At 47.1% G+C, this 23,539-nt stretch carries 19 protein-coding genes and 1 other annotated feature (1 of these 20 only partly in view); of the genes, 18 read left to right on the plus strand and 1 reads right to left on the minus strand.

Annotation, left to right across the window (positions count from 1 at the left end):
* Positions 1 to 122: a binding site (T-box leader), on the plus strand; it begins 106 nt to the left of the window's first position.
* A 247-nt stretch (positions 123 to 369) separates the two neighbouring features.
* The 14 genes from ileS to ACFQ4A_RS01140 all read left to right on the plus strand — a co-directional run bounded on the left by ileS (position 370) and on the right by ACFQ4A_RS01140 (position 17,522).
* A complete protein-coding gene (gene ileS, locus ACFQ4A_RS01075; protein ID WP_382396981.1) occupies positions 370 to 3,126 on the plus strand; it encodes an isoleucine--tRNA ligase in 2,757 nt (918 codons plus the stop codon).
* Positions 3,127 to 3,256: 130 nt separating this feature from the next.
* The gene (gene lspA, locus ACFQ4A_RS01080) at positions 3,257 to 3,751 is read left to right on the plus strand and encodes a signal peptidase II (protein WP_382396982.1); all 495 of its coding nucleotides are present in this window, start codon (positions 3,257 to 3,259) and stop codon (positions 3,749 to 3,751) included.
* Positions 3,720 to 4,634 (plus strand): RluA family pseudouridine synthase, encoded by a 915-nt coding sequence (locus ACFQ4A_RS01085; RefSeq protein ID WP_382396983.1) that lies wholly within the window; start codon positions 3,720 to 3,722, stop codon positions 4,632 to 4,634. The genes lspA and ACFQ4A_RS01085 overlap by 32 nt, the downstream gene beginning before the upstream one ends.
* Positions 4,635 to 4,797: 163 nt before the next feature.
* Positions 4,798 to 5,340, plus strand: coding sequence for a bifunctional pyr operon transcriptional regulator/uracil phosphoribosyltransferase PyrR (gene pyrR, locus ACFQ4A_RS01090; protein WP_382396984.1), 543 nt, complete (start codon positions 4,798 to 4,800; stop codon positions 5,338 to 5,340).
* A 664-nt stretch (positions 5,341 to 6,004) separates the two neighbouring features.
* A complete protein-coding gene (locus ACFQ4A_RS01095) occupies positions 6,005 to 7,393 on the plus strand; it encodes a solute carrier family 23 protein (RefSeq protein WP_382396985.1) in 1,389 nt (462 codons plus the stop codon).
* 24 nt (positions 7,394 to 7,417) lie between these two features.
* Positions 7,418 to 8,341 carry an aspartate carbamoyltransferase catalytic subunit gene (locus ACFQ4A_RS01100; RefSeq protein WP_382396986.1) on the plus strand — a complete coding sequence of 308 codons (924 nt, stop codon included), beginning with the start codon at positions 7,418 to 7,420 and terminating at the stop codon, positions 8,339 to 8,341.
* Entirely contained in the window at positions 8,301 to 9,584 is a 1,284-nt protein-coding gene (locus ACFQ4A_RS01105; protein WP_382396987.1) for a dihydroorotase, read from the plus strand. The genes ACFQ4A_RS01100 and ACFQ4A_RS01105 overlap by 41 nt, the downstream gene beginning before the upstream one ends.
* A complete protein-coding gene (gene carB / locus ACFQ4A_RS01110; RefSeq protein WP_382396988.1) occupies positions 9,577 to 12,777 on the plus strand; it encodes a carbamoyl-phosphate synthase large subunit in 3,201 nt (1,066 codons plus the stop codon). Before ACFQ4A_RS01105 ends, carB begins: the two co-directional genes overlap by 8 nt.
* Positions 12,774 to 13,526, plus strand: a complete 753-nt coding sequence (locus ACFQ4A_RS01115) for a dihydroorotate dehydrogenase electron transfer subunit (RefSeq protein WP_382396989.1) — start codon at positions 12,774 to 12,776, stop codon at positions 13,524 to 13,526. The genes carB and ACFQ4A_RS01115 overlap by 4 nt, the downstream gene beginning before the upstream one ends.
* Positions 13,523 to 14,437, plus strand: a complete 915-nt coding sequence (locus tag ACFQ4A_RS01120; RefSeq protein WP_382396990.1) for a dihydroorotate dehydrogenase — start codon at positions 13,523 to 13,525, stop codon at positions 14,435 to 14,437. The genes ACFQ4A_RS01115 and ACFQ4A_RS01120 overlap by 4 nt, the downstream gene beginning before the upstream one ends.
* Complete coding sequence (pyrF, locus tag ACFQ4A_RS01125; protein ID WP_382396991.1) at positions 14,434 to 15,150, plus strand: orotidine-5'-phosphate decarboxylase; 717 nt, start codon at positions 14,434 to 14,436, stop codon at positions 15,148 to 15,150. The genes ACFQ4A_RS01120 and pyrF overlap by 4 nt, the downstream gene beginning before the upstream one ends.
* Positions 15,134 to 15,757, plus strand: a complete 624-nt coding sequence (gene pyrE / locus ACFQ4A_RS01130; RefSeq protein ID WP_382396992.1) for an orotate phosphoribosyltransferase — start codon at positions 15,134 to 15,136, stop codon at positions 15,755 to 15,757. Before pyrF ends, pyrE begins: the two co-directional genes overlap by 17 nt.
* A 126-nt stretch (positions 15,758 to 15,883) precedes the next feature.
* A complete protein-coding gene (locus tag ACFQ4A_RS01135; protein ID WP_382396993.1) occupies positions 15,884 to 16,744 on the plus strand; it encodes a LysR family transcriptional regulator in 861 nt (286 codons plus the stop codon).
* A 346-nt stretch (positions 16,745 to 17,090) separates the two neighbouring features.
* Positions 17,091 to 17,522, plus strand: coding sequence for an organic hydroperoxide resistance protein (locus tag ACFQ4A_RS01140; protein ID WP_382396994.1), 432 nt, complete (start codon positions 17,091 to 17,093; stop codon positions 17,520 to 17,522).
* Between the two features lie 39 nt (positions 17,523 to 17,561).
* Here the strand turns inward: ACFQ4A_RS01140 and ACFQ4A_RS01145 are convergent, their stop codons facing one another.
* Complete coding sequence (locus tag ACFQ4A_RS01145; protein WP_382396995.1) at positions 17,562 to 19,268, minus strand: Rqc2 family fibronectin-binding protein; 1,707 nt, start codon at positions 19,266 to 19,268, stop codon at positions 17,562 to 17,564.
* A gap of 225 nt (positions 19,269 to 19,493) precedes the next feature.
* On the opposite strand from ACFQ4A_RS01145, the gene ACFQ4A_RS01150 reads away from it, so the two are divergent.
* From ACFQ4A_RS01150 to rpoZ, 4 genes are all read left to right on the plus strand, one after another.
* Positions 19,494 to 22,148, plus strand: coding sequence for a calcium-translocating P-type ATPase, SERCA-type (locus tag ACFQ4A_RS01150; protein WP_382396996.1), 2,655 nt, complete (start codon positions 19,494 to 19,496; stop codon positions 22,146 to 22,148).
* Positions 22,149 to 22,420: 272 nt separating this feature from the next.
* Positions 22,421 to 22,687 carry an extracellular matrix/biofilm regulator RemA gene (remA, locus tag ACFQ4A_RS01155; protein ID WP_382396997.1) on the plus strand — a complete coding sequence of 89 codons (267 nt, stop codon included), beginning with the start codon at positions 22,421 to 22,423 and terminating at the stop codon, positions 22,685 to 22,687.
* 11 nt (positions 22,688 to 22,698) lie between these two features.
* Positions 22,699 to 23,313 carry a guanylate kinase gene (gene gmk / locus ACFQ4A_RS01160; protein WP_382396998.1) on the plus strand — a complete coding sequence of 205 codons (615 nt, stop codon included), beginning with the start codon at positions 22,699 to 22,701 and terminating at the stop codon, positions 23,311 to 23,313.
* A 7-nt stretch (positions 23,314 to 23,320) separates the two neighbouring features.
* On the plus strand, positions 23,321 to 23,521 hold the full coding sequence (rpoZ, locus tag ACFQ4A_RS01165) for a DNA-directed RNA polymerase subunit omega (RefSeq protein WP_382397509.1): 201 nt from the start codon (positions 23,321 to 23,323) through the stop codon (positions 23,519 to 23,521).
* The last annotated feature ends 18 nt before the right edge of the window (positions 23,522 to 23,539 follow it).

Here is a 23,539-nt window from a genome sequence, read left to right on the forward strand (position 1 = left end):
TTCTGAATCCGAGTAGGAGTGGACGGTTTATTCACGTTACGAATCTCGAGTGAATTTAAAATGAATCAATGGATGATTTTTAAATTTATAAGGGTGGTACCGCGAGTCTTCACGTCCCTTTTGAGGATGAGAAGGCTTTTTTTATTTTCAGGGCTTTTTTCTTAAAGATTGTCTTTTATGACGGTAGCGAATTTCGAATCCACCCGCAAAAGCAACGAGCAAAAATCATCCGCCGAATATGCTGCGAGTTGCGAGGAGCACAGGCAACGCCGAACCAACTTGCAACGTGACGAGCATATTCAATGTGGCCAAAATTTAACAACACACGTTACGAAAAATTTCTTTTGGAAACATAAGGAGGAAAATAGATTGGATTATAAAGAGACATTACTAATGCCAAAGACCAAGTTTCCGATGCGCGGGAATTTGCCGAACAAAGAACCTGAGCGGCAGAAAAAGTGGGACGAGAACCACATTTACGAAAAAGGTATGGAACGGACTAAAGGACGTCCGCTGTTTATTCTGCATGACGGCCCACCGTATGCCAATGGTGATTTGCACATCGGGCATGCACTCAACAAAATATTGAAAGACTTTATCACACGGTATAAATCAATGAGCGGCTATCATGCGCCATATGTTCCCGGCTGGGATACACATGGTTTGCCGGTGGAAACAGCATTGACGAAAAAGAAAAAAGTTGACCGCAAAAAAATGAGCGTTGCCGAGTTCCGACAAAAATGTGCTGAATATGCTATGGGACAGCTTGACAATCAACGAAATCAATTTAAAACGTTTGGTGTCCGAGGGGATTGGGATAACCCGTACATTACGCTAACCAAAGATTATGAAGCAGCTCAGATCAGAGTGTTTGGTGAAATGGCCAAAAAAGGTTATATTTACAGAGGACTGAAACCTGTTTACTGGTCACCATCATCCGAATCAGCACTTGCTGAGGCGGAAATCGAATATTATGACAAGCGCTCACCATCCATCTATGTCGCGTTTGATGTAACAGATGGAAAAGGTGTGCTTGATGTCGATGAAAAAATGATCATCTGGACGACAACCCCATGGACGATTCCGGCAAACCTTGGCATTGCCGTTCATCCGGAATTGGAATATGCGGTAGTTGCTGTCAATGGTGAGAAATATGTGATTGCCCATGAACTACTGGAAACCATTAGCGATGCGTTAGAATGGGAAAACCCGGAAGTCGTCAAAACCTTCAAGGGGCAGGAATTGGACAAAGTGGTTGCGAAACATCCGTTTTATGACCGCGACTCGCTTGTCATGCTGGGTGACCATGTGACGACAGATGCCGGTACCGGGTGTGTCCACACAGCACCTGGACACGGTGAAGATGACTTTTATATGTCACGTTCGTATGGTATCGAACCACTGTCGCCGGTTGATGACCAGGGTTATTTCACTGATGGGGCACCAGGTTTTGAAGGGCAATTTTATGATAAAGCCAATAAAGAAATCACCGAAAAACTGGAAGAGGTCGGAGCACTGCTGAAGCTGACATTCATGACTCATTCGTATCCACATGACTGGCGGACGAAAAAACCGACAATCTTTCGTGCGACATCCCAATGGTTTGCATCCATCAAAGATTTCCGGCAGAACATTTTGGATGAAATCAATCAAATTAACTGGTATCCTGCTTGGGGTGAAACACGCCTGTACAACATGGTGCGTGACCGTGAAGACTGGTGTATTTCCCGGCAGCGCACATGGGGTGTACCGATTCCGGTCTTCTATGCTGAGGATAATACACCGATTATTACCGATGAAACAGTTGAACATGTTTCCACATTATTTGCCGAGCACGGTTCAAATGTGTGGTTTGAACGCAATGCCAAAGATCTTTTACCTGAAGGATTTACGTCTGAGCATAGTCCAAATGGCCACTTTACGAAAGAAATGGATATCATGGATGTCTGGTTTGACTCCGGTTCGTCCCATGAAGCCGTGTTAGTAGGGCGTGAGGATCACAAACGTCCGGCTGATGTCTATCTGGAAGGCAGCGACCAGTACCGCGGCTGGTTCAACTCATCCATTTCCACGGCAGTGGCGGTTACCGGTCGTGCACCTTACGAAACAATTATTAGTCATGGATTCACACTGGATGGCAACGGCCGGAAAATGAGCAAGTCACTCGGTAACGTGATGGACCCGTTAAAAATTCAAAAGCAGCTTGGTATCGACATTCTGCGTTTATGGGTATCATCGGTTGATTATCAGGCGGATGTCCGGATTTCCCAGGATATTTTGAAACAAATATCCGAAGCTTATCGTAAAATCCGTAACACGGTTCGGTTTATGCTTGGCAATTTGGCTGGTTTTGACCCGGCAAAAGACATGGTACCTGAAGCGGAGATGGAAGAAGCTGACCGCTATATGCTGCACCGTCTGCAGAATTTATTGCAGAATGTCCGTGACAGCTATGACCATTACGAATACTCACCGATCTATTCATCCATTCATAATTTCTGTACGGTTGACTTGAGTTCATTCTATCTTGATTTTGCCAAGGATATTTTATATATCGAAGCAGCGGATAACCATCGTCGCCGCAGTATCCAGACCGCTTATTATGAGATTGTGACCACATTGGTGAAACTCTTAACGCCGATCATTCCGCATACAGCTGATGAGATGTGGGAATACATTCCAGGCGCCCGAGAAGAAAGTGTCCAGCTCACCGATATTCCGGAACCAAGGAAAATTACCGGCATTGACACACTATATGAAAAATGGGATCATTTCATGAACGTCCGGGATGATGTTCTGAAAGCACTGGAAGAAGCGCGGGAAGGCAAAGTCATCGGCAAATCACTGGAAGCCAAGTTGACCATTGTTCCAAAAGATAGCGAGACAAAAGAAGTGCTTGCCGGCATTTCCAATTTGCATCAACTATTTATCGTTTCCGAAGCCGACGTAATGGATGAGGCATCTGATGCGAATGCGTACCAGTATGTGAATGTTAAAGTCGAGAAACACCCTGGTGAAAAGTGTGCGCGCTGCTGGACAGCCACTGAAACGGTTGGCGATGATCAAAACCATCCGGAATTGTGTTCACGGTGTGCCGATATTGTAAAAGCGCACTACAACGTGTAAGTAACCGTCTCTAAAAGGGCGTCTGATCTTTTGAATCGATTCAGAAGATAAGGCGCTTTTTCATGATTTGTGATAAAATGCTAAAAGGAGTTTGAAACTGTAAAGAAGCCATGATAGTGGAGGAACTGAAATGTATGTGTATTACATATTAGCAATGCTTGTCATTGCGATCGATCAGCTAACCAAGTGGATCGTTGTCAAAACAATGGAGCTTGGTGAGCAAGTTACGGTCATCGGGAATTTTTTCTACTTAACGTCGCATCGTAATAGTGGGGCGGCATGGGGGATCCTGCAGGGACAAATGGGCTTTTTTTACGTCGTTACAGCCATTGTTGTCGTCGGCTTGATTTATTTCATGCAAAAATATGCAAAGGAAAGCAAGGTGCTGGCGATTGCGCTGAGTCTAATCCTTGGAGGTGCGATCGGGAATTTCATCGACCGTCTGTTGCGGAATGAAGTGGTTGATTTTTTTGACGTAATTATTTTCGGGTATGACTATCCGATATTTAATATAGCAGACGCTGCATTAGTCGTTGGTGTGATTCTGGTAATTATCATAACAATCATTGATGAACGAAAGGAAAAGCGACAAAATGACAGAGCAGCACATGGTAACAGAAACTGAACAGAATCGGCGCATTGATAAATTGATGACAGCACTGATTGCTGATGCATCACGTTCACAGGTGCAAACTTGGATTACAAATGGCCACATTCGTGTTAACGGCCAATATGTTAAGGCGAATGCTAAATGCCAGGCCGGTGACACGATTGAGTGGGTATTGCCCGAAACAGAACCATTCACCGTTGAGCCGGAGGACATCCCGTTGTCGATCATCTATGAAGATTCTGATCTTCTTGTTGTCAACAAGCCAAGGGGGATGGTGGTTCATCCGTCTGCCGGTCACCAAAGCGGGACCCTTGTAAATGGCTTGCTGCAACATTGTGACAGTTTGTCGGAGGTTAATGGTGCGGAACGACCAGGCATTGTCCACCGTCTTGATAAAGATACCAGCGGATTATTGATTGTTGCCAAAAATGACCAAGCCCATATCAATCTTGCCGAACAGCTGTCGGCAAAGGAGATAGATCGGCAATATGAAGCCATTGTGCATGGCGTGATTGATCATGAAACAGGCCTGATCGATGCACCGGTTGGCCGGGATCCGAATGACCGGAAAAAGATGGGTGTTGTGGAAAACGGAAAAGCTGCTGTCACACATTTCCGTGTTGTGACCCGATTTGCCGACTTCACCCATGTTACATGTCAACTGGAGACAGGCCGTACTCACCAAATTCGTGTCCATATGAAATATATCGGCTACCCGATTGCAGGTGACCCGAAATATGGACAGCGAAAAACATTGGACATCGGTGGCCAGGCCCTCCATGCGAAGTCGCTACAATTAACACATCCGACTACAAATGAAGTACTGCATTTTGAGGAGGAGGCGCCGGCTTATTTTAAAGAGTTGCTGGCGCTGTTTGAAAAAAACATTGACACCTGACGGGAAGTCTGTCATAATTATGACAGTTAAATAATGAACCTTTAATCTAGTCCAGTGAGGCTAAAAGGTGCCGGAACGATCACTTATGTGACCGACGTATGTCCAAATCCCTTTTTGCCTCATTGGCGAAAAGGGATTTTTTCAGTTTCGGGGGGGTGTTCAATTGAAGAAAAAAACTGTGCTACTGGATCAGGCAGCCATGGAGCGGGCGTTAACGCGGATTGCGCATGAAATCGTCGAGAAAAATAAAGGCGGTGACCATCTGGTGCTCGTAGGCATCAAAACACGGGGCATCCCGCTGACGAAGAGGCTGCAGGAAAAGATCCGGCAAATAGAAGGGATAACAGTACCAACAGGTGAACTGGATATCACGCTGTATCGTGATGATTTGGAAGAAGTAACTGCCGATAAAGACCCTGAATTGAAGGGGGCAGAGATTGACGCTGATTTAAAAAATAAAAAAGTTATTTTGATTGATGATGTGTTGTATACTGGCAGGACGGTCCGGGCAGCAATGGATGCCGTCATGGACATTGACAGACCATCACAGATTCAGCTTGGGGTTCTCGTTGACCGGGGCCACCGTGAGCTGCCGATAAGAGCAGATTATGTCGGGAAAAACATTCCGACATCTGATGAAGAAGTGATAATGGTTCAGTTGCGTGAAGTGGATGAACAGGATGATGTGAGTATATATGAAAAATGAATCAATGACCTTTAATTAAATCCGGTGAGGTTTAGAAGGTCGCTTTTAGGAAACGTGTAGGCATACTGAACACGTGTACCTCTTTGCGGCCTTTCGCAAAGAGGTTTTTTTGTGGGATTGAAATTATGAAATTAGTTTTTAATAAAGGCGCATTTCGTAAATTTTGTTGCTCTTAGACTCTCGCAGTTGATATAAAGTGAAACTTCATTCAGTGGAATGTTTTTCTCCACTGAATGTTAGTTGAACAGAATCGGGCATTTAAGGTCAGTTAGCCGCCGTATTTTGGCGGGTTACTAACCTTTAGATGCGGGAAAAACTGCGACGTAACTGCTGCTTGGTTGTTTTCTATAAGTACGTGCTATTCCCGCCGTCCGGGATCGTTTCGGGCGGATGCTTTCCGCGGGCACGGCCTCAGCCTCCTCAGAAGCAAAGAACGCTTCTTCCGGGGTCTTCGGACACGTGCTATTCCCGCAGGAGTCACCGCCCTCCACTCACCCGGACTAGTTAAGTTAGTCAAGTTCGCAGCGATGGACCAGCACTTACTCAAATTCAGAAGTTTGGGAGGAATTCCTGATAAAGTTGCGTCGCAGTTTATGGCGTTTGTGTCAACAACAACAATCTTTTAGCAAACAGCCTCAATAAAAATGAATTGGAGGAAATCGAGATGACCAAACAGGAAATGATAATGGACGTTCAGGAAGTACCCAAACTGCAAAAATGGGTTGTGCTGAGTCTGCAGCATTTATTCGCCATGTTCGGCTCAACGATACTAGTTCCGTTTCTGACCGGGCTGTCTCCCGCAGTGGCACTGGTATCGAGCGGCTTTGGAACACTGGCTTATCTGCTGATTACGAAAGGAAACATCCCGGCATACTTGGGGTCAAGTTTCGCGTTTATCGCCCCGATTATCGGTGCCAGCGCTGCTAGTGGACCGGCCGGCGCGATGGTCGGGAGTTTTCTGGCAGGTGTTGTGTATGGTGTTGTTGCCTTGTTTATCCGGCTATCGGGTATGAATTGGCTGATGCGGATTTTGCCGCCGATTGTCGTTGGACCCGTCATTATCGTCATCGGACTTGGGCTGGCATCAACGGCCATTGACATGTCCATGTATGTGCCCGGGCTGGATGACGATGTGTACAGCATCACCCATTTCAGTGTGGCCTTGTTTACGCTGGCCGTTACGATTGTTGCCTCGATCTTCTTCAGAGGATTTTTCGGACTGATACCGATCCTGATTGGCATTGTTTCCGGCTATGTGTTCGCCCTTTTTCAGGGAGTAGTGGATACAGCGGAAGTGCAGGCAGAATGGGTGGCGATCACATCGGCAGAGTCGGTCGGGGCGTTTTTTACGGCTTTATTTAAGTCGCCGGACTTTGTCGTGCCATTTGTCCATTATTCACCGTTCGAGATTATCAGCGGCGAAATCGTGCTGCTGATGGTACCTGTCGCATTGGTCACAATTGCTGAACATATTGGAGATCAAATGGTGCTGTCGAAAGTGGTCGGCCGGAATTTTATTCAAAAACCCGGGTTGCACCGGTCCATTTTGGGTGACGGTGTGGCGACCATTATCGCATCGTTTCTGGGCGGCCCACCGAATACCACATATGGCGAAAATATCGGCGTCTTATCAATAACGCGTGTGTTTAGTGTGTTTGTGATCGGCGGTGCTGCTGTGTTCGCCATCTGTTTCGGGTTTACCGGCATTGTTACAGCGTTGATCAGTTCCATTCCATCAGCAGTGATGGGCGGTGTGTCCATTCTCTTGTTCGGAATTATTGCTGCAAATGGCCTGCGGATGCTGATTGACAATCAGGTGGATTTGAGTGATAAACGGAATTTAGTGATTGCCTCTGTTATTCTCGTGATCGGTGTCGGCGGCGCGGTTGTCCAGCTGACGGATAATCTGCAGATCGCTGGCATGGCTCTTTCAGCCATTATCGGTGTATTGCTCAATCTTGTCTTACCAGGTAAAGAAAGCGGCTATGGCAATGGGGCGATGTTTGCTGACATGGATGCCAAGCGAATAGATCAGGATGACAGTGCAGCTTAACCATTTGAAAAAGGGGATGATGACGTGCAGCATTTTTTATCCGTTAACGATGTATCGGCTGATGGCATTTACGCCATTCTTGACACTGCCGAGGCGTTACGAAAGAAACCGGAGTCATTAACCGGTCAGTATTTTGCAGCCAACTTGTTTTTCGAGCCAAGTACACGGACGCGGATGAGTTTTCATGTGGCCGAGAGGAAGCTGGGCATAGATCCGCTGGAGCTGGAGCCGGATCTCGCCAGTATCGTCAAAGGGGAGTCTCCCTATGATACAGCACGAACATATGAGGCCATCGGGGCGGATATCATGGTTGTGCGGCATGCTAATGACCACTGGTATGATGAACTTCTCGGAAAGGTGTCGGTCCCGCTCATCAATGCCGGTTCCGGCAAGGACGAACATCCGACACAGTCGATGCTTGATCTTCTGACAATCTATCAGGAATTCGGCCGGTTTAATGATTTAACTATTGTCATAGCAGGAGATATCAAGCATAGCCGGGTGGCCCGTTCCAATGCTCATGCCCTCAAAAAGCTGGGAGCGACCGTTTATTTTGCCGCTCCACCCGGACTGGGAGATGCGTCATTGGCTGTTTCACATCTATCAATCGACGAGGCCTGTGAAATGTGTGACGTGCTGATGCTGCTGCGGGTCCAGCATGAACGCCACACGGCAGCGGTGTATGACACGTCTTCTTACCTTTCCGGCTACGGTCTTACCACCGAGCGCGAAAGAAGCATGAAAGAGCATGCGATCATTATGCACCCAGCCCCTGTCAATCGTGGCGTGGAAATGGACACAAGATTGGTCGAGTGTAGCCGGTCGCGAATTTTTAAGCAAATGGAAAATGGCGTTTACGTCCGAATGGCCATCATGGCAAAACTGTTAAACTGGAGGGGTGTCAATCATGAACATTTTACTGACAAACGCCAGGCGATTACGATATGACGGTCAAACAGAGGCATGTACGATTTTAATCGAAAAAGGAACGATCAAAAAAATCGCAGCACACATTAAAGAAGAAGCTGATGAAACAATCGATTGCAAGAATCACGTTGTCGTACCCGGCTTCATCGATATCCATACGCACTTGCGTGAACCCGGCGGCGAGCATAAAGAAACGATCATCACTGGGACAAAAGCAGCCGCACGCGGTGGTTTTACGACGGTGTGTGCCATGCCGAATACGAATCCTGTTCCCGATAATGCCGGGACACTTCAGGCATTGTTGGAAAAAATTGAGCGGGATGCCTGTGTGCGAGTGCGCCCTTATGCATCAATCACCGAAGGACTCAATGGGGAGACATTAACGAATCTATCAGAACTCGCACATATCGGGGCATTTGCTTTCACTGATGATGGCGTCGGTGTCCAGACAGCCGATGTGATGCTTGCAGGCATGCGTGAGGCTGCGGCCAATGGAAAAGCGATCGTTGCCCACTGTGAAGATAACACATTGGTTACCGGCGGAGTTGTGCACGACGGTGAAGTCAGTGAACGGCTCAACCTGCCAGGGATTTCGGCTTTGAGTGAATCCGTGCAGATTGCTAGGGATGTCCTATTGGCAGAAGCAGTGGGCTGTCATTATCATGTTTGCCATGTGAGCACAAAAGAATCGGTCCGAGTCATTCGTGATGCTAAACGCGCAGGTATTCATGTGACCGCTGAAGTGACGCCACACCACTTACTGCTGAATGAACAGGCTATCACCGAGGATAACGCCGCTTTTAAAATGAATCCGCCATTAAGAAGCGAGGCGGATCAGGCGGCATTGCTTGAAGGATTGCTTGATGGAACGATCGATTTGATCGCCACCGATCATGCACCACATACAGAAGCAGAGAAAACACCGGGTATCAAACAGGCGCCGTTTGGCATCGTAGGACTGGAAACCGCTTTTTCGCTATTATATACATGTTTGGTTAAACAGGGCAGCGTCACACTCAAGCAACTTATTGATTGGTTGACAGTGAAACCGGCCATGACATTTAACCTGCCCTATGGCGGATTGGAAGAAGGAAAGGCTGCTGACCTTACGATGGTGAATCTGGACAGGGAGGTATCGCTGGATAGAAATACCTTTTATTCAAAAGGGCAAAATACGCCATTTGACGGCTGGCAGATACAGGGGACCCCAGCCATGACGATGGTTAACGGACAAATTGTTTATAAGGAGGATGCATATGCCTAAGAACACCAACATTGAAACGATTCTCGTGATCGGATCAGGCCCGATTGTGATCGGGCAGGCGGCAGAGTTTGATTATTCCGGCTCGCAGGCTTGTCAGGCGCTTAAGGAGGAAGGTTATACCGTTTTGCTTGCCAACTCCAATCCGGCGACTATTATGACAGATCATACGATGGCTGATAAGGTTTACATGGAACCACTGACGCCTGAATTTCTGAGCAAAATCATTCGCAGGGAGCGGCCTGATGCGATTCTGCCGACGCTAGGAGGGCAAACAGGTCTCAATATCGCCATTGAATTGGAGCGCAACGGAATTCTAGCTGACTATCAGGTCGAATTGCTCGGGACAACACGGCATACGATTGAAAAGGCGGAAGACCGGGAAAAGTTCCGTTCTTTAATGCGGGAATTGAATGAACCTGTCCCCGACAGCCAAATTGTTCATTCGGTTGAAGCAGCCTGTTCGTTTGCTGGTGAAACCGGCTATCCGGTGATTGTCCGGCCAGCCTATACATTGGCCGGGACCGGTGGGGGCATGTGCTATAGCGAAGCTGAATTAGTTGAGGTGACCCGCAATGGGTTGGCTTTATCGCCGGTTAACCAATGCCTGATTGAAAAAAGCATTGCCGGTTTTAAGGAAATTGAGTTTGAAGTGATACGGGATAAGCGTGATCAGGCCATTGTTGTCTGTGATATGGAAAATGTCGATCCGGTCGGTATTCATACAGGGGACTCTGTTGTGGTGGCTCCGTCACAGACGCTCAGCGAACGGGCATATCAGTTACTAAGGGATACATCATTGAAAATTACCCGAGCATTGGCTGTTGAAGGTGGATGCAACGTCCAGTTGGCGCTTGATCCGGACAGTTTTAACTACTACGTGATTGAAGTGAATCCGCGTGTCAGCCGATCGTCAGCGCTGGCATCCAAAGCGACTGGCTTCCCGATTGCGAAAATCGCTGCCAGGGTGGCTGTGGGGCTGACACTTGATGAAATAGCCAATCCGGCAACGGGTACGGCTTATGCTGATTACGAGCCGGCTCTTGATTATGTGGTCACGAAAATACCGCGCTTTCCATTCGATAAGTTCGTCACAGGCACTCGCCAGCTCGGCACCCAAATGAAAGCCACCGGTGAGGTTATGGCCATTGGCTGTCATTTTGAAGAATCATTACTAAAAGGTGTTCGGTCTCTGGATATTGGAACAGAGGAATTGAGGATGCCAGACTTGGCTGATGCACCAATGGATGAGTTGAGAACACGTCTGCAAAATGCGGATGACGAGCGTCTGTTTGTGTTAGCTGAAACATTTCGCCGTGGTTTGACAGTTGATGAGGTGTTTACGCTGACAAATATTGATCGTTTCTTTTTAACTCGGATTCAGCAACTTATTGAACTGGAAGAACGTTTGTCCGGTAAACGATTTGATTCGGCTCTATTGACAGAAGCGAAAAAATCAGGCTTGTCGGATGCAGCGATCGCCCGGATCTGGCATACGACAGCCGAAACCATTTATGAATGGCGTCGGCAGCATACTATAACACCGGGGTATGGCATGGTCAACACCCGTAAGGCAGCATCCGAGGCGAATACACCTTATTTTTACAGTACCTATGGAGCGGCGAATCATCTGGCTCCATCCAATCGGAAAAAAATACTCGTCCTCGGATCTGGACCAATCCGGATTGGGCAGGGAATCGAATTTGATTATGCAACGGTTCATTCGGTGCTGACGATTCAGGAAATGGGCTATGAGGCGATCATTATGAATAATAACCCGGAAACCGTTTCAACTGATTTTAGCATAACGGATAAACTTTATTTCGAGCCGCTTACGGTTGAAGATGTCATGCATGTTGTTCAGCTGGAACAGCCTGAGGGTGTCATTGTCCAGTTTGGCGGTCAGACAGCGATCAATCTGGCGGAAGGATTGCAACGGCGTGGTGTGGCGATTTTAGGGACCGAACTGGAGGCCATTGATCAGGCGGAAGACCGTGAGCGGTTTGAACAGCTGCTTGATAATCTGGCATTGGCGCGTCCACAGGCCAGGACGGTTCTCAAACCTGAGGACGCGGAGAAAGCGGCGGATGCGATCGGTTATCCGGTCCTTGTACGCCCGTCTTACGTTATTGGCGGCAGCCGGATGGAAATGGTCAATGATGCAGATGAGCTTCATCATTATTTGGCCAAATCCAATGAGGCGGACAACGTCCATCCGATTTTGGTTGATCAGTATATGACCGGGATTGAAGTGGAAGTTGATGCTGTCAGTGACGGACAAACCGTCATTACACCGGGTATAATGGAACATATTGAACGGTCCGGCGTTCATTCCGGGGATTCGATCGCGGTTTACCCGCCGCAACGGTTGAGCGCTAACGTCAAACAAAAGTGTTTTGATGCAACCTATAAAATTGCGCGTGCCCTTGGTATCAAAGGGCTCATCAATATTCAGTTTATTATTCGCGATCAGGACGTCTACGTTCTGGAGCTCAACCCGCGGGCCAGCAGAACAATCCCGTTTCTGAGCAAGATAACCGGTGTTACGATGGCCAATATTGCCACCCGGTGCATGTTAGGCGAGAAATTGTCGTGTATGGGTTATTCGTCCGGTATTTTACCTGAGCCGGATACCGTTTCGGTTAAAGTCCCTGTCTTTTCGTTTGAGAAACTGCGTAGTGTTGATACAACGCTGGGACCGGAAATGAAATCGACCGGGGAAGTAATCGGTCATGATAAAACATTGGAAAAAGCTCTATACAAAGGGTTGACAGCTGCCGGCCTGTCAGTGCCGCATGAAGGGACAGTGCTCCTTACAGTAGCTGATAAAGATAAGCCGGAAATGCTGGACATAGCTGTGAGATTCCATCAGCTCGGGTTTCAGCTGCTTGCCACAGAAGGTACAGCAGCTTATCTAGAAAAAGCAGGAGTTCCTGTAACAAGGGTCGGCAAAATCGGTTCTGCAGCCAGAAATGTCCTGTCCGTGATTGAAAATGGCGATGTCCAATTTGTTGTCAACACGCTGTCATCCGGCACAAAGCCGCGATCAGACGGATTTATGATCCGTCGCGAGTCGGTTGAGCATGGCATTGCTTGTTTAACAAGCTTGGATACCGCACAAGCCATTGTGAATGTGATTGACGCAACAACATTCAGTCCACAGCCAATGACGACGAAACGAGCTGTTTTATCATGAAGCATGTCGATATGATCGTGAAATCAGTCAGGCCTATAGCACTGGATACGTATGAGATGTGTTTGCAAAATGATTATATCGCCAATATGGCTCAACCAGGACAGTTTCTACACCTGCTGGTGGACGGTCACACATTGCGCCGTCCCCTCTCTATCGCCAATACTGACCTAGTGGCGGGAATGGTCACCATTCTCTTCAAAACAACCGGTGACGGAACGCGTCGGCTGGCGGCGTATATGCCTGGTGCAAGACTGGATGTGTTGGGGCCGGCCGGCAATGGCTTTCACCGCAGGAGTGAGACAATCAAAACAGCCTTGCTGATCGGCGGCGGCATAGGTGTACCGCCATTGTACTTTCTGGGAAAAGACTTGCAAAAAAAGGGGGTCCATGTGACTGCAGTCCTTGGTTTTCAATCAAATGCCCATATCTTTTATGAACAAATGTTCCGGCAGTTGGGGAAAACATATATCGTTACAAATGATGGCAGCTATGGCGGTCACGGGCTGGTAACCGATGCCTTGGATCAAGTGGGGGCTATTGATCATTATTTTGCCTGCGGGCCGGTCCCAATGCTCCGGGCTGTCACACAGGAGCTGGGGAGCCAGGCAGGTTCCATATCTTTGGAAGAGCGGATGGGATGCGGTATTGGTGCCTGCTTTGCCTGTGTCATACCGTCCCATAACGATAGCGGCTACCGGAAAATCTGCCGGGACGGTCCGGTTTTTCCGGCAGGTGAGGTGGTGTTATGACAGATCTATCAGTCAATTTGCCTGGATTACCATTGCAAAACCCGGTTATGCCTGCCTCTGGTTGTTTCGGATTTGGCCGGGAGTACCGTGATTTTTATGATTTAAGTCAACTAGGTGCCGTCGTTATGAAAGCAGCGACAAGTCAACCAAGTTGTGGAAATAGGACTCCCCGGGTTGCCGAAACCGCATCCGGCATGCTGAATGCGATCGGCCTGCAAAACCCCGGTGTGAAAAAGATTATAGCCGATGAACTCCCCTTTCTTGCTCAGTATGATGTTCCTGTCTTGGCGAATGTGGCAGGAAGTACAGCTGATGAGTATGTCAGCGTTGCCTCGGCATTTAATGAAACGAAAGCCGTCAATGCGCTGGAACTGAACATTTCCTGTCCCAATGTCAAGGAAGGGGGGATTCAGTTCGGCACGGATCCCGATATGGCAGCTGAATTGACGGCAAAGGTGAAAGCGGTCAGCAACCATCCAGTGTATGTCAAACTGTCACCAAACGTTTCGGATATTGTGGCGCTAGCCAAATCGGTTGAAAAAGCCGGGGCAGACGGGTTGTCCCTGATTAATACGGTAACCGGCGTGCAGATTGATTTAGACGGGAGGAGGCCACTGTTGGCCAATCAAACGGGCGGACTGTCAGGCCCTGCCATCAAGCCGGTTGCTATTCGCATGGTTTATGAGGTGAAACAGCATGTCTCCATCCCGATCATTGGTATGGGCGGGATTGCCACGGCAGAAGATGTGCTGGAATTTTTACTGGCTGGCGCGAGTGCCGTGGCGGTTGGTACAGCCAACTTTCAAAATCCCTACAGTTGTCCGGAAATTATTGCGAACTTACCACGTGTATTGCAACATTACGGATTCAATTCCGTGACAGGTGCAATTGGAAAGGGGCACGCGACATGAATGAAAACATCTATCTGGCTTTGGATTTTCCAACATGGCAGGAAACAAAGGCGTTTATTGACCGGAACGATTTTCATGGCGTCCCGGTTAAAGTGGGAATGGAGCTTTTTTACCGTGAAGGCCCCCATTTGATTGACGCGTTAAAGCAGCGAGGGCATGATGTTTTGCTTGATTTAAAACTTCACGATATCCCGACGACCGTCATGAAGGCGATGAGAAATATTGCCACGCTGGGGGCGGATATGGTGACTGTCCACGCATTGGGCGGAAGTGACATGATTCAGCGGGCGAAAGAAGGGCTCACAGCTGGTACACCTGCAGGTTGCGAGACGAAGTTGATTGCCGTTACCATCCTGACGTCCATGGATGAAATGATTGTGAACCGTGAGTTGAAAATGAATGGGGATTTGCAACAAAATGCGTTACACTTTGCTGACATGGCTCATCAGAATGGAGCAGACGGGGTAGTCTGCTCGGTTTATGAGGCCGGGAAAATAAAACATCTGTGCAGCCCGTCATGTTTAACGGTCACCCCCGGCATCCGTCTTCATCATGCAGCAGCAGCCGACCAAAAACGAATTGCCACGCCGGCATTAGCCCGGAATAATGGGGCGGATATACTGGTTGTCGGCCGCACGGTAACGCATGCCGGGAATCCAATAACAGCATTTGAAAATGTGCGAAAGGAGTGGGCACATGGAATTAAGTCATGATGTCGCCAGGGATTTACTTGATATAAAGGCTGTCCAGTTCAGCCCCGATGATTATTTCACCTGGACGTCCGGGATCAAATCACCGATCTACTGTGATAATCGGTTGACGATGGCTTATCCGGCTGTACGGGATCGAATTGCAGCTGCATTTGTTCAGCTGATCGGGCACATGGAGCAGAGGCCGGATGTGATTGCCGGATGTGCGACAGCGGGCATTCCACATGCTGCCTGGGTAGCGGAAAAACTCAATCTGCCGATGGTTTACATTCGTGCCAAAGCAAAAGAACACGGGAAACAGAATCAGATTGAGGGAAAGCTTGAACCGGGACAGCGTGTAGTAGTTATTGAGGACTTAATCTCAACGGGTGGTTCCTCGATTCAAGCAGCCCAAGTGTTGAAACGAGCCGGTGTTGACGTGCTCGGAATACTTGCCATTTTTACATATGGATTGGAAGTGGCCAAGCAGCAATTCCAAAAAGCAAATCTGCGATACCGGACGATTACAGATTATGATGAAGTGTTGCATTGTCTGGCAGAAAATGGATCCATTGACACAGCTCATCAGCAGCAATTGCAAAAATGGCGAAACCAGCTGGCGCTGATATAATGGAAATAGCGTTATGAATTGTGACTCAGCCAAAATTCCATTCCCACGCATATAGCAATAATCAGACCATCACGTTATAATCAATATATATATATAACAACTAATGATCAAACGAGGCGTTTCATTATGAAAATAGATGACTATGAGTTACTGCTGAAATTAAAAGAAGTTGGCACAATCCGGGGGACGGCAAAAGCGGTATTAATCTCTCAACCGGCTGTGACCCAGCGGCTCAAATACATTGAGGCGTATTTCGGGGAGACGATTTTTGTCCGTACGTCAAAAAGCCTTGTGTTGACGCCGGCTGGTGAAATGATTTTGCAGCATGCCAAACAAGTGATGGCAGAAGAAAAGGTCATCAAAAATTCACTTGCTGAGTCAAGCGGGGAAGTACAGGGTACCTTGTCAATCGCCTGTTCTTCTCTCATCAGCCAGCGCTTCTTGCCGTCGATTCTGGGTGACTATACAACCGCCTACCCAAAAGTGGCTATTGATCTGGTAACCGGTATCAGTGAAGATATTAAACGGGAACATAAAAACTATCATGTCTGCATTATCCGTGGTAAAAAGCTGAAAGAAACGGTCAGTGAACTGTTGTTTGAAGACCCGTTATATATGTTTGATACCGAACCGTTTCCAACCGATCAACTGAAGGAACGCCCGCTGATTTCGTTCAAAAGTGATGACAGTATGCATGAACTGGTTGATAACTGGCTTTATCACCATCAGGAGCAAATCCAGCCGATTAAGATGCTTCATGTGGACCAGATTGAAACGTGTAAACAATTTATGAAACAGGGGCTGGGGATGGCAGTTCTGCCAAAAAGTGTTTCGGCTTCCATGATGGACGACTATCCACATATCCCACTCCAGTTGGAAGGGAAACCTGTTACACGTGATACGTGGGTCTGTTATCAGGAAGGCGTCCGCCATTTACCACAGGTTGATCAGTTTTTGACGGCACTCTTAAAAGAAACATTCCTTTAAGAGGTTGTTCAAAAAGTCCGGTAAAAATGACACATCGAATTTCGTCGTTGGCTTGTTTCTCCGCTGCTCATGTATCAAAAGGCGCAGGGGACCTTCTGCTAAGACCGCCCACGTCAATAGCCAACTGCAGAAGTCATCACATCCTGTGGAAGCCCGCTGCTCGAAACGACACCGCCTCGAACTTTCGACGCACAGGACGTGCTAGTGTCGGCGTTGCAACAGGACGTTGCGAACTTAGCCGACCGGTCCTTTTTATCCTCCTTTTTGAACACGCACTTTAAATGTTTAATTCCTTTGGCTTACTGGGAATCATCTTTATATAAGGAACTTAAAGGAGTGATCACACGTGCGTAACGTTATTTTCACATCAAAAGCGACCGCTAAAAATGGTCGTGGTGGACATGTGACATCAGATGACGGTTTGATCGATCTGGATTTGGTTAATCCGGCAGAAGATAAACAAGGCAAAGGATCAAACCCGGAGCAGTTGTTTGCGGCGGCCTATTCAGGATGTTTTGACAGCTCGCTTCACCTTGTGGCATCACAGAAAAATAAAAAGATTGATTCGCAGACGACAGCGGAAGTCAGTTTCTTAAAGGATCCGGCAGATGAGGGTTTTAAAATAGCGGCCACCCTGAACATTCAAATAGCAGGCGTGAACCCGGAAGAAGCAGAAGAGCTGGCGCAGGGTGCGCATCAGGTTTGCCCATATTCGAAAGCAACCCGTGGCAATATTGATGTCACACTGAATCCGAAAGCCGTTGAGGAGCCAAGCTAAAAAACGTTTAAAAAAGATGGATGATTGGTATAAAACCGATCATCCATCTTTTAATTTTTGGGCTGTATCTTTTTCCGGTGTTACATATAATGTCTTCTGGTTGTCATAGGTGACGAACCCTGGTTTCGCGCCATTTGGTTTCCATACATGCCGTATTTTTGTGTAATCGACAGGCACGGATGATGACTGGTGTGACCTGCTGAAATAAGCGGCCAGTTGTGCTGCCTCCAGTAATGTTTCCTCAGCGGGTTCTTTTTCGCGGATAACGACATGGGATCCGGGAATATCTTTCGTATGCAACCAGACGTCATCACGATTGGCCAGCTTCATCGTCAAGTAGTCATTTTGCTTGTTATTTTTGCCGACCAGGATATTCGTACCATCGGAAGCGATAAACGTTTCCGGACTAGGCTTTGCTGGTTTCCTTTTATGTTTTCCTTGCTTCTGTTTCTTCAAATACCCTTCTTCCCGGAGTTCATCCCGAATCTCTTCTACATCAGCTTCACGTGCTGTATCGATTTGCTGCAGCAGCTGGTCCAGGTAAGTGATTTCTCGGTGCGCTTTAGCCATTTCGTTCTGTACTTTTTCCTTTGAGGTTTTTAATTTTTGATATGTTTTAAAGAAGCTCTGCGCATTTCCACTCGGTGTTTTATTCGGATTTAACGCAATGGTGATGGCGTTTTGTTCCGGATCATAATAGTCGATAACATCGACGGTTTTATCACCATGTTTGACCTGATGCATATTCGCGGTCAAAAGCTCGCCTAGTCGCTGGTAAGTGACGGCGTTTTCGGCTTTTGCCAATGTCTTTTCGTGTTTTTTCAGTTTCCGGGTGTTTTTGTCTCTTTCGTTTTTTATAAATTGGTATAAATCCCTTGCCTGCTGTTTCACCCGGTCACGTTCAGCTTTGCCGGAATAAAAGGCATCAAGCATTGAATTGGGATCGTTGAACATATCTGAATCCCCGTCTGTGTGTGTTATTGGCAGCACATGGAAATCCTCTTTGCCGTTCCGGTAAATTCCCGGTGTATAGTGATGGTTTTTTATGTGTTCTTGTAACGTTTCAAATGCTTGCTGATACGTTTCGATTGAACCGAGCTTTGCCTGGTGTGCTATTTCCTCAGCAATAAAAGGGGAGAACCCCGTGAGCGTCCCGACGATTTGCCTGGCTATTTTTCCGCTGTTAAAGTCCAGTTTACGGATAAATGTTTCACTGTCAATTTGTAAAGGGTCCGATTTATCCTGGCTTGGCGGCAGTTTATACGCGTGCCCCGGCAAAATGGTCCGATAACGGTTCTGGGAAACAGATACATGTTTTAGGCTGTCCAAAATATGCCCTTTCTCCCCATCAATGAGCATGACGTTACTGTGCTTACCCATTAATTCAATCACCAGCTTTTTGCTGGTGATATCCCCGATTTCGTTCCGTGACTGGACCGAAAACGTGATAATCCGTTCCATGCCATATTGCTCTATGGATTCGATGACGGCCCCGGACAGATGTTTCCGGAGCAGCATGCAGAACATCGGCGGTTCTTTCGGGTTTTGATACGTGTCATTCGTTAGGTGCATACGTGCATACACTGAATGAATGGACAGCAGAAGTGAATGGTTCTTCCCGTAACTCCGTATAGTGAAAACCAGTTCTGTATCGGTCGGCTGATATATTTTGGCAATTTTTCCAGGGATAATTTTCTCATTTAGGTCATTGGTTACGGCGCGGGTAACCATTCCATCAAATGGCATATGATCACTTCTCCTTGTATTCCAGATCAACAGATAGTACTGGCACAGGCGTTTACAATTGTTACAACGGATTCAAATCAGCCTGCCCGGTGTACAGGCCACCAGTATTAAACCGGCCTCTTTTTCACTTTCCATTATAGCATTTTTTCGGACAAGTCTGCATAAGTATTGATATACGGGAGACGCGCAAAAAGATTTTCCTGATGAATCTGGAGGGAATGCAGGATGAAATGGTATCAGATGGATGTCGATGTGGTCGAACAAAAATTGCACGTCACGACGAAACATGGTTTGTCAGATAAGCAAGTGGAACAGCGCCGGAAACAATATGGTGAAAATCGGCTGGCATCCGAAAAAAGCACATCCAAATGGCTGATTTTTTTGAAACAATTTCAGGATTTCATGGTACTGATATTACTGGCTGCAACATTGGTCGCCGGTATGCTTGGTGAATACATTGACGCCATAGCCATCATGGTCATTGTACTGGTTAATGGTTTTCTCGGGTATTTTCAGGAACGAAAAGCGGAAAAATCACTCGCGAAATTAAAAGAAATGTCGGCACCGGTTGCCAACGTTCTGCGTGATGGGGCGTGGCAAAAAGTATTATCACAGGATCTGGTTGTGGGGGACGTCATCCGAATTAATAGCGGTGACCGGATTCCTGCCGATATCCGGGTACTCCAGGCCAACAGTCTGGAGACAGAAGAGTCAGCATTAACAGGCGAATCACTGCCGGTCATGAAGCATGCGTCACCGATTTCCCGGGACAACCTTGATGCCCAGGATCAAGTGAACATGAGCTTTATGAATACACTCGTGACACGTGGTTCCGGGACAGGCATTGTTGTGGGGACCGGCATGAATACCGTCATGGGGCAGATCGCGTCATTAATGGTCAAAACGAAGAAAACGACGACCCCGCTTGAGCATAAACTTGCCGAATTGGGAAAAGTCCTGATTGCTGTTTCCCTGCTTCTGACAGCGCTCGTTGTCTTGGTCGGGGTCTATCAAGGCCACGCGGTATACAATATGTTTCTGGCGGGCGTCTCGCTAGCGGTTGCCGCCATACCGGAGGGGCTTCCGGCGATCGTGACCGTTGCCTTGTCATTGGGCGTTCAGCGCATGATCAAAAAGAAGGCCATCGTCAGGAAACTGTCGGCGGTTGAAACCTTGGGCTGTGCCTCGGTAATTTGCTCGGACAAGACTGGAACAATGACGGAAAACAAAATGACGGTAAAAGAAGTGTTTCTGAATGACAAGTCGTTATATGTGACCGGTGATGGCTACGATGTAAAGGGGAACATATTTTTTAATAACCATAAAATGGACAGGAATTATCCCAATCTTGAGTCGATGTTCCTCTACGGTATGTTGTGTAATAATGCCTCATTAATGCTCAGGAAAGGCAAGTATTATGTTGATGGCGATCCAACAGATGGCGCATTGCTTGTGGCGGCACGAAAGCTCGGTCTGTCACATCAGCTCTATGATAATTACCGGATCATTAAGGAACTGCCGTTTGATTCTGATCGTAAACGGATGAGTGTGATCGCGGAAGACGAGAATAAAATGCGTTTCTTGATAACAAAAGGTGCCCCAGAGGTTCTCCTGCCACGTTCAGCCTATATTATGAAAGAAGACGGACGCAAATTGATGCGGGGAGATGATCAACAGACGATTAAGCGGGCGATTGACGGCATGGCTGACAATGCACTCAGGACATTGGCGATTGCCATGAAACCATTGGCGAAAGATGAATCACTGGATTCAGCGGTGTTGGAAAAAGATTTGTCTTTCATCGGGTTATACGGGATGATGGATCCGCCGAGAAAAGAAGTGAAACAAGCAATTTCGGAATCCCGTGAAGCCGGCATCAAATCAGTCATGATTACCGGTGATCATGAAAAAACCGCCCGTGCGATTGCCACACAGCTGAACCTGTTGCCTGAAAATGGCATGGTGTTAAATGGGTCTCAGCTGAACAATATGTCGGTCGGGGAACTGCGCGATATCATCGATCAGGTCTATGTGTTTGCCAGAGTCACCCCTGAGCATAAATTGAAAATTGTGGAGGCTTTTCAAGAAGAAGGGCATATTGTTGCCATGACCGGTGACGGTGTGAACGATGCCCCGGCCATTAAAGCTAGTGATATCGGCATCAGCATGGGGGAAAGCGGGACAGATGTGACGAAGGAAGCCTCATCGCTCATTTTAATGGATGATAATTTTGCCACCATTAAATCGGCAATTATTGAAGGCCGTAATATCTATGAAAATATCCGGAAATTTATCCGCTATTTGTTGGCATCCAATGTCGGGGAGATTCTGGTCATGCTGTTTGCCATGCTCCTGGCCATGCCGCTACCATTAGTGCCGGTGCAAATATTGTGGGTAAACCTGGTGACAGATGGATTACCTGCCATGGCCCTCGGGCTGGATCAGTCGGAAGATGATGTTATGAAACGGGGTCCGCGGAACCCAAAAGAAGGGATTTTTGCCAGGGGACTTGGATTTAAAGTCATCAGCCGCGGTTTCTTAATCGGTATCGTTGCGTTAATCGCCTTTATGACGGCTTATCAGGACAACTCTGATAATTTGATTTACGCTCAAACGATTGCTTTTACAACATTGGTTATGGCACAGCTGATCCATGTCTTTGATTGCCGGAGCGAACACTCGATTTTTGCCCGGAACCCGTTTGAGAATAAATATTTAGTGCTGGCTGTGCTGTCATCGATCTTACTGCTTCTGGTTGTCATTTACTGGGAACCGTTACAGCCGGTATTCCATACGACTGCTTTAGGATTAAGGGATTGGGCGCTTGTTCTTGGTTTAAGTTTTTTGCCAAGTGTTTTGTTTGGATTTACCAAAAAATAATTTTTATTGGACCCTTCTGTTATAGAAGGGTTTTTACTTTTTCAGTCAAATTGGTATAATAGGATAGACCGACTTCAGGTGTACATATCGAGTGAAATCATATGTTAATCAAAAACAAGGCGCGGTTCAGGGCTGTGGCGAAAATGGAAGAATGTCGCCACACGCTACAGCAAATGCTTGTATTATGGCTTTTATTTACACTATAATAGGTATATTACAGTTTACAACTGATTCGAACATTTAGAGAGAGAAAATCTTAAGGGGGAGCCAATTTGAGTTTACGATTAATCAATATAGGGTTCGGCAACGTGGTCTCGGCTAATCGGGTTATATCGATTGTGTCGCCGGAATCAGCGCCGGTCAAACGCATTATAACCGTAGCACGTGATAATGATAAATTAGTGGATGCGACATACGGACGGCGGACACGTGCTGTTATTATCGCGGATAGTGATCATGTTGTGCTCTCCGCTGTGCAACCGGAAACTGTCGGGCAGCGTGTAATCAGTCATGAGGAAGTTATAGACGAGAATAACTAGGAGGAAACGTTTTGATTGATGAAAATGGCATTTTATTCGTTTTATCCGGACCCTCAGGTGTCGGGAAAGGCACTGTCAGAAAGGAACTCTTCAGCCGTGCCAATGACCTGGCCTATTCCATTTCCATGACTACCAGGGAAAAACGCCCCGGGGAAGCTGAAGGTGTCGATTATTTTTATAAAACGAATGACGAATTTGAAAAGCTGATCGAGGCGGGGGAGCTTTTGGAACATGCCCGTTTTGTCAATAATTATTACGGAACACCGCGACAATATGTGGAAGACACATTACAGGACGGCAGGGACGTGTTTCTGGAAATTGAAGTACAGGGCGCCATGCAGGTGAAAGAAAATTTTCCAGAAGGTGTTTTCATCTTTTTGTTTCCGCCCAGTCTGGAGGAATTAAAAAACCGGATTGTTGAGCGGGGCACAGAATCACAGGATCTGGTGCTGCAGCGGTTGAAAAAAGCACAAAATGAAATTGACATGATGGATGCCTATGATTACGTTGTCGTCAACGATGATGTGGATGCTGCCGTTAACAAGGTTCAATCGATCATCCAAAGTGAACATTGCAGGCGTGAACGGATTGCCAAACAATATAAACAATTATTGAAGGAGGAATAATATGTCCATGCTTGAACCGTCCATTGACGATTTACAGACAAAAATCAGTTCCAAATATACACTGGTAACGATAGCTGCCAAACGAGCCCGTCATATCCGGGAAACGAATAAAGTGCTGGTTGATAACCCGAAATCGAATAAATATGTTGGGCAGGCACTTGAAGAAGTGATGGCGGAAAAACTGTTTGTAAAAGAAGATAGCAACTGATCGTGATGACCCCCGCTG

The sequence above is a fragment of the Lentibacillus salinarum genome, assembly GCF_042679865.1.
Classification (GTDB): Bacteria; Bacillota; Bacilli; order Bacillales; family Amphibacillaceae; genus Lentibacillus; species Lentibacillus salinarum.

What these genes read in the sequence shown, in the direction of transcription:
- ACFQ4A_RS01135 (WP_382396993.1), top strand. Translation starts at nt 15,884, where the DNA reads ATGAAAATAGATGACTATGAGTTACTGCTGAAATTAAAAGAAGTTGGC.
- ACFQ4A_RS01150 (WP_382396996.1), top strand. Translation starts at nt 19,494, where the DNA reads ATGAAATGGTATCAGATGGATGTCGATGTGGTCGAACAAAAATTGCAC.
- pyrE (WP_382396992.1), top strand. Translation starts at nt 15,134, where the DNA reads ATGGAATTAAGTCATGATGTCGCCAGGGATTTACTTGATATAAAGGCT.
- ACFQ4A_RS01085 (WP_382396983.1), top strand. Translation starts at nt 3,720, where the DNA reads ATGACAGAGCAGCACATGGTAACAGAAACTGAACAGAATCGGCGCATT.
- ACFQ4A_RS01095 (WP_382396985.1), top strand. Translation starts at nt 6,005, where the DNA reads ATGACCAAACAGGAAATGATAATGGACGTTCAGGAAGTACCCAAACTG.
- pyrF (WP_382396991.1), top strand. Translation starts at nt 14,434, where the DNA reads ATGAATGAAAACATCTATCTGGCTTTGGATTTTCCAACATGGCAGGAA.
- carB (WP_382396988.1), top strand. Translation starts at nt 9,577, where the DNA reads ATGCCTAAGAACACCAACATTGAAACGATTCTCGTGATCGGATCAGGC.
- lspA (WP_382396982.1), top strand. Translation starts at nt 3,257, where the DNA reads ATGTATGTGTATTACATATTAGCAATGCTTGTCATTGCGATCGATCAG.
- ACFQ4A_RS01115 (WP_382396989.1), top strand. Translation starts at nt 12,774, where the DNA reads ATGAAGCATGTCGATATGATCGTGAAATCAGTCAGGCCTATAGCACTG.
- ACFQ4A_RS01105 (WP_382396987.1), top strand. Translation starts at nt 8,301, where the DNA reads ATGAACATTTTACTGACAAACGCCAGGCGATTACGATATGACGGTCAA.
- ACFQ4A_RS01120 (WP_382396990.1), top strand. Translation starts at nt 13,523, where the DNA reads ATGACAGATCTATCAGTCAATTTGCCTGGATTACCATTGCAAAACCCG.
- ACFQ4A_RS01145 (WP_382396995.1), bottom strand. Translation starts at nt 19,268, where the DNA reads ATGCCATTTGATGGAATGGTTACCCGCGCCGTAACCAATGACCTAAAT.
- rpoZ (WP_382397509.1), top strand. Translation starts at nt 23,321, where the DNA reads ATGCTTGAACCGTCCATTGACGATTTACAGACAAAAATCAGTTCCAAA.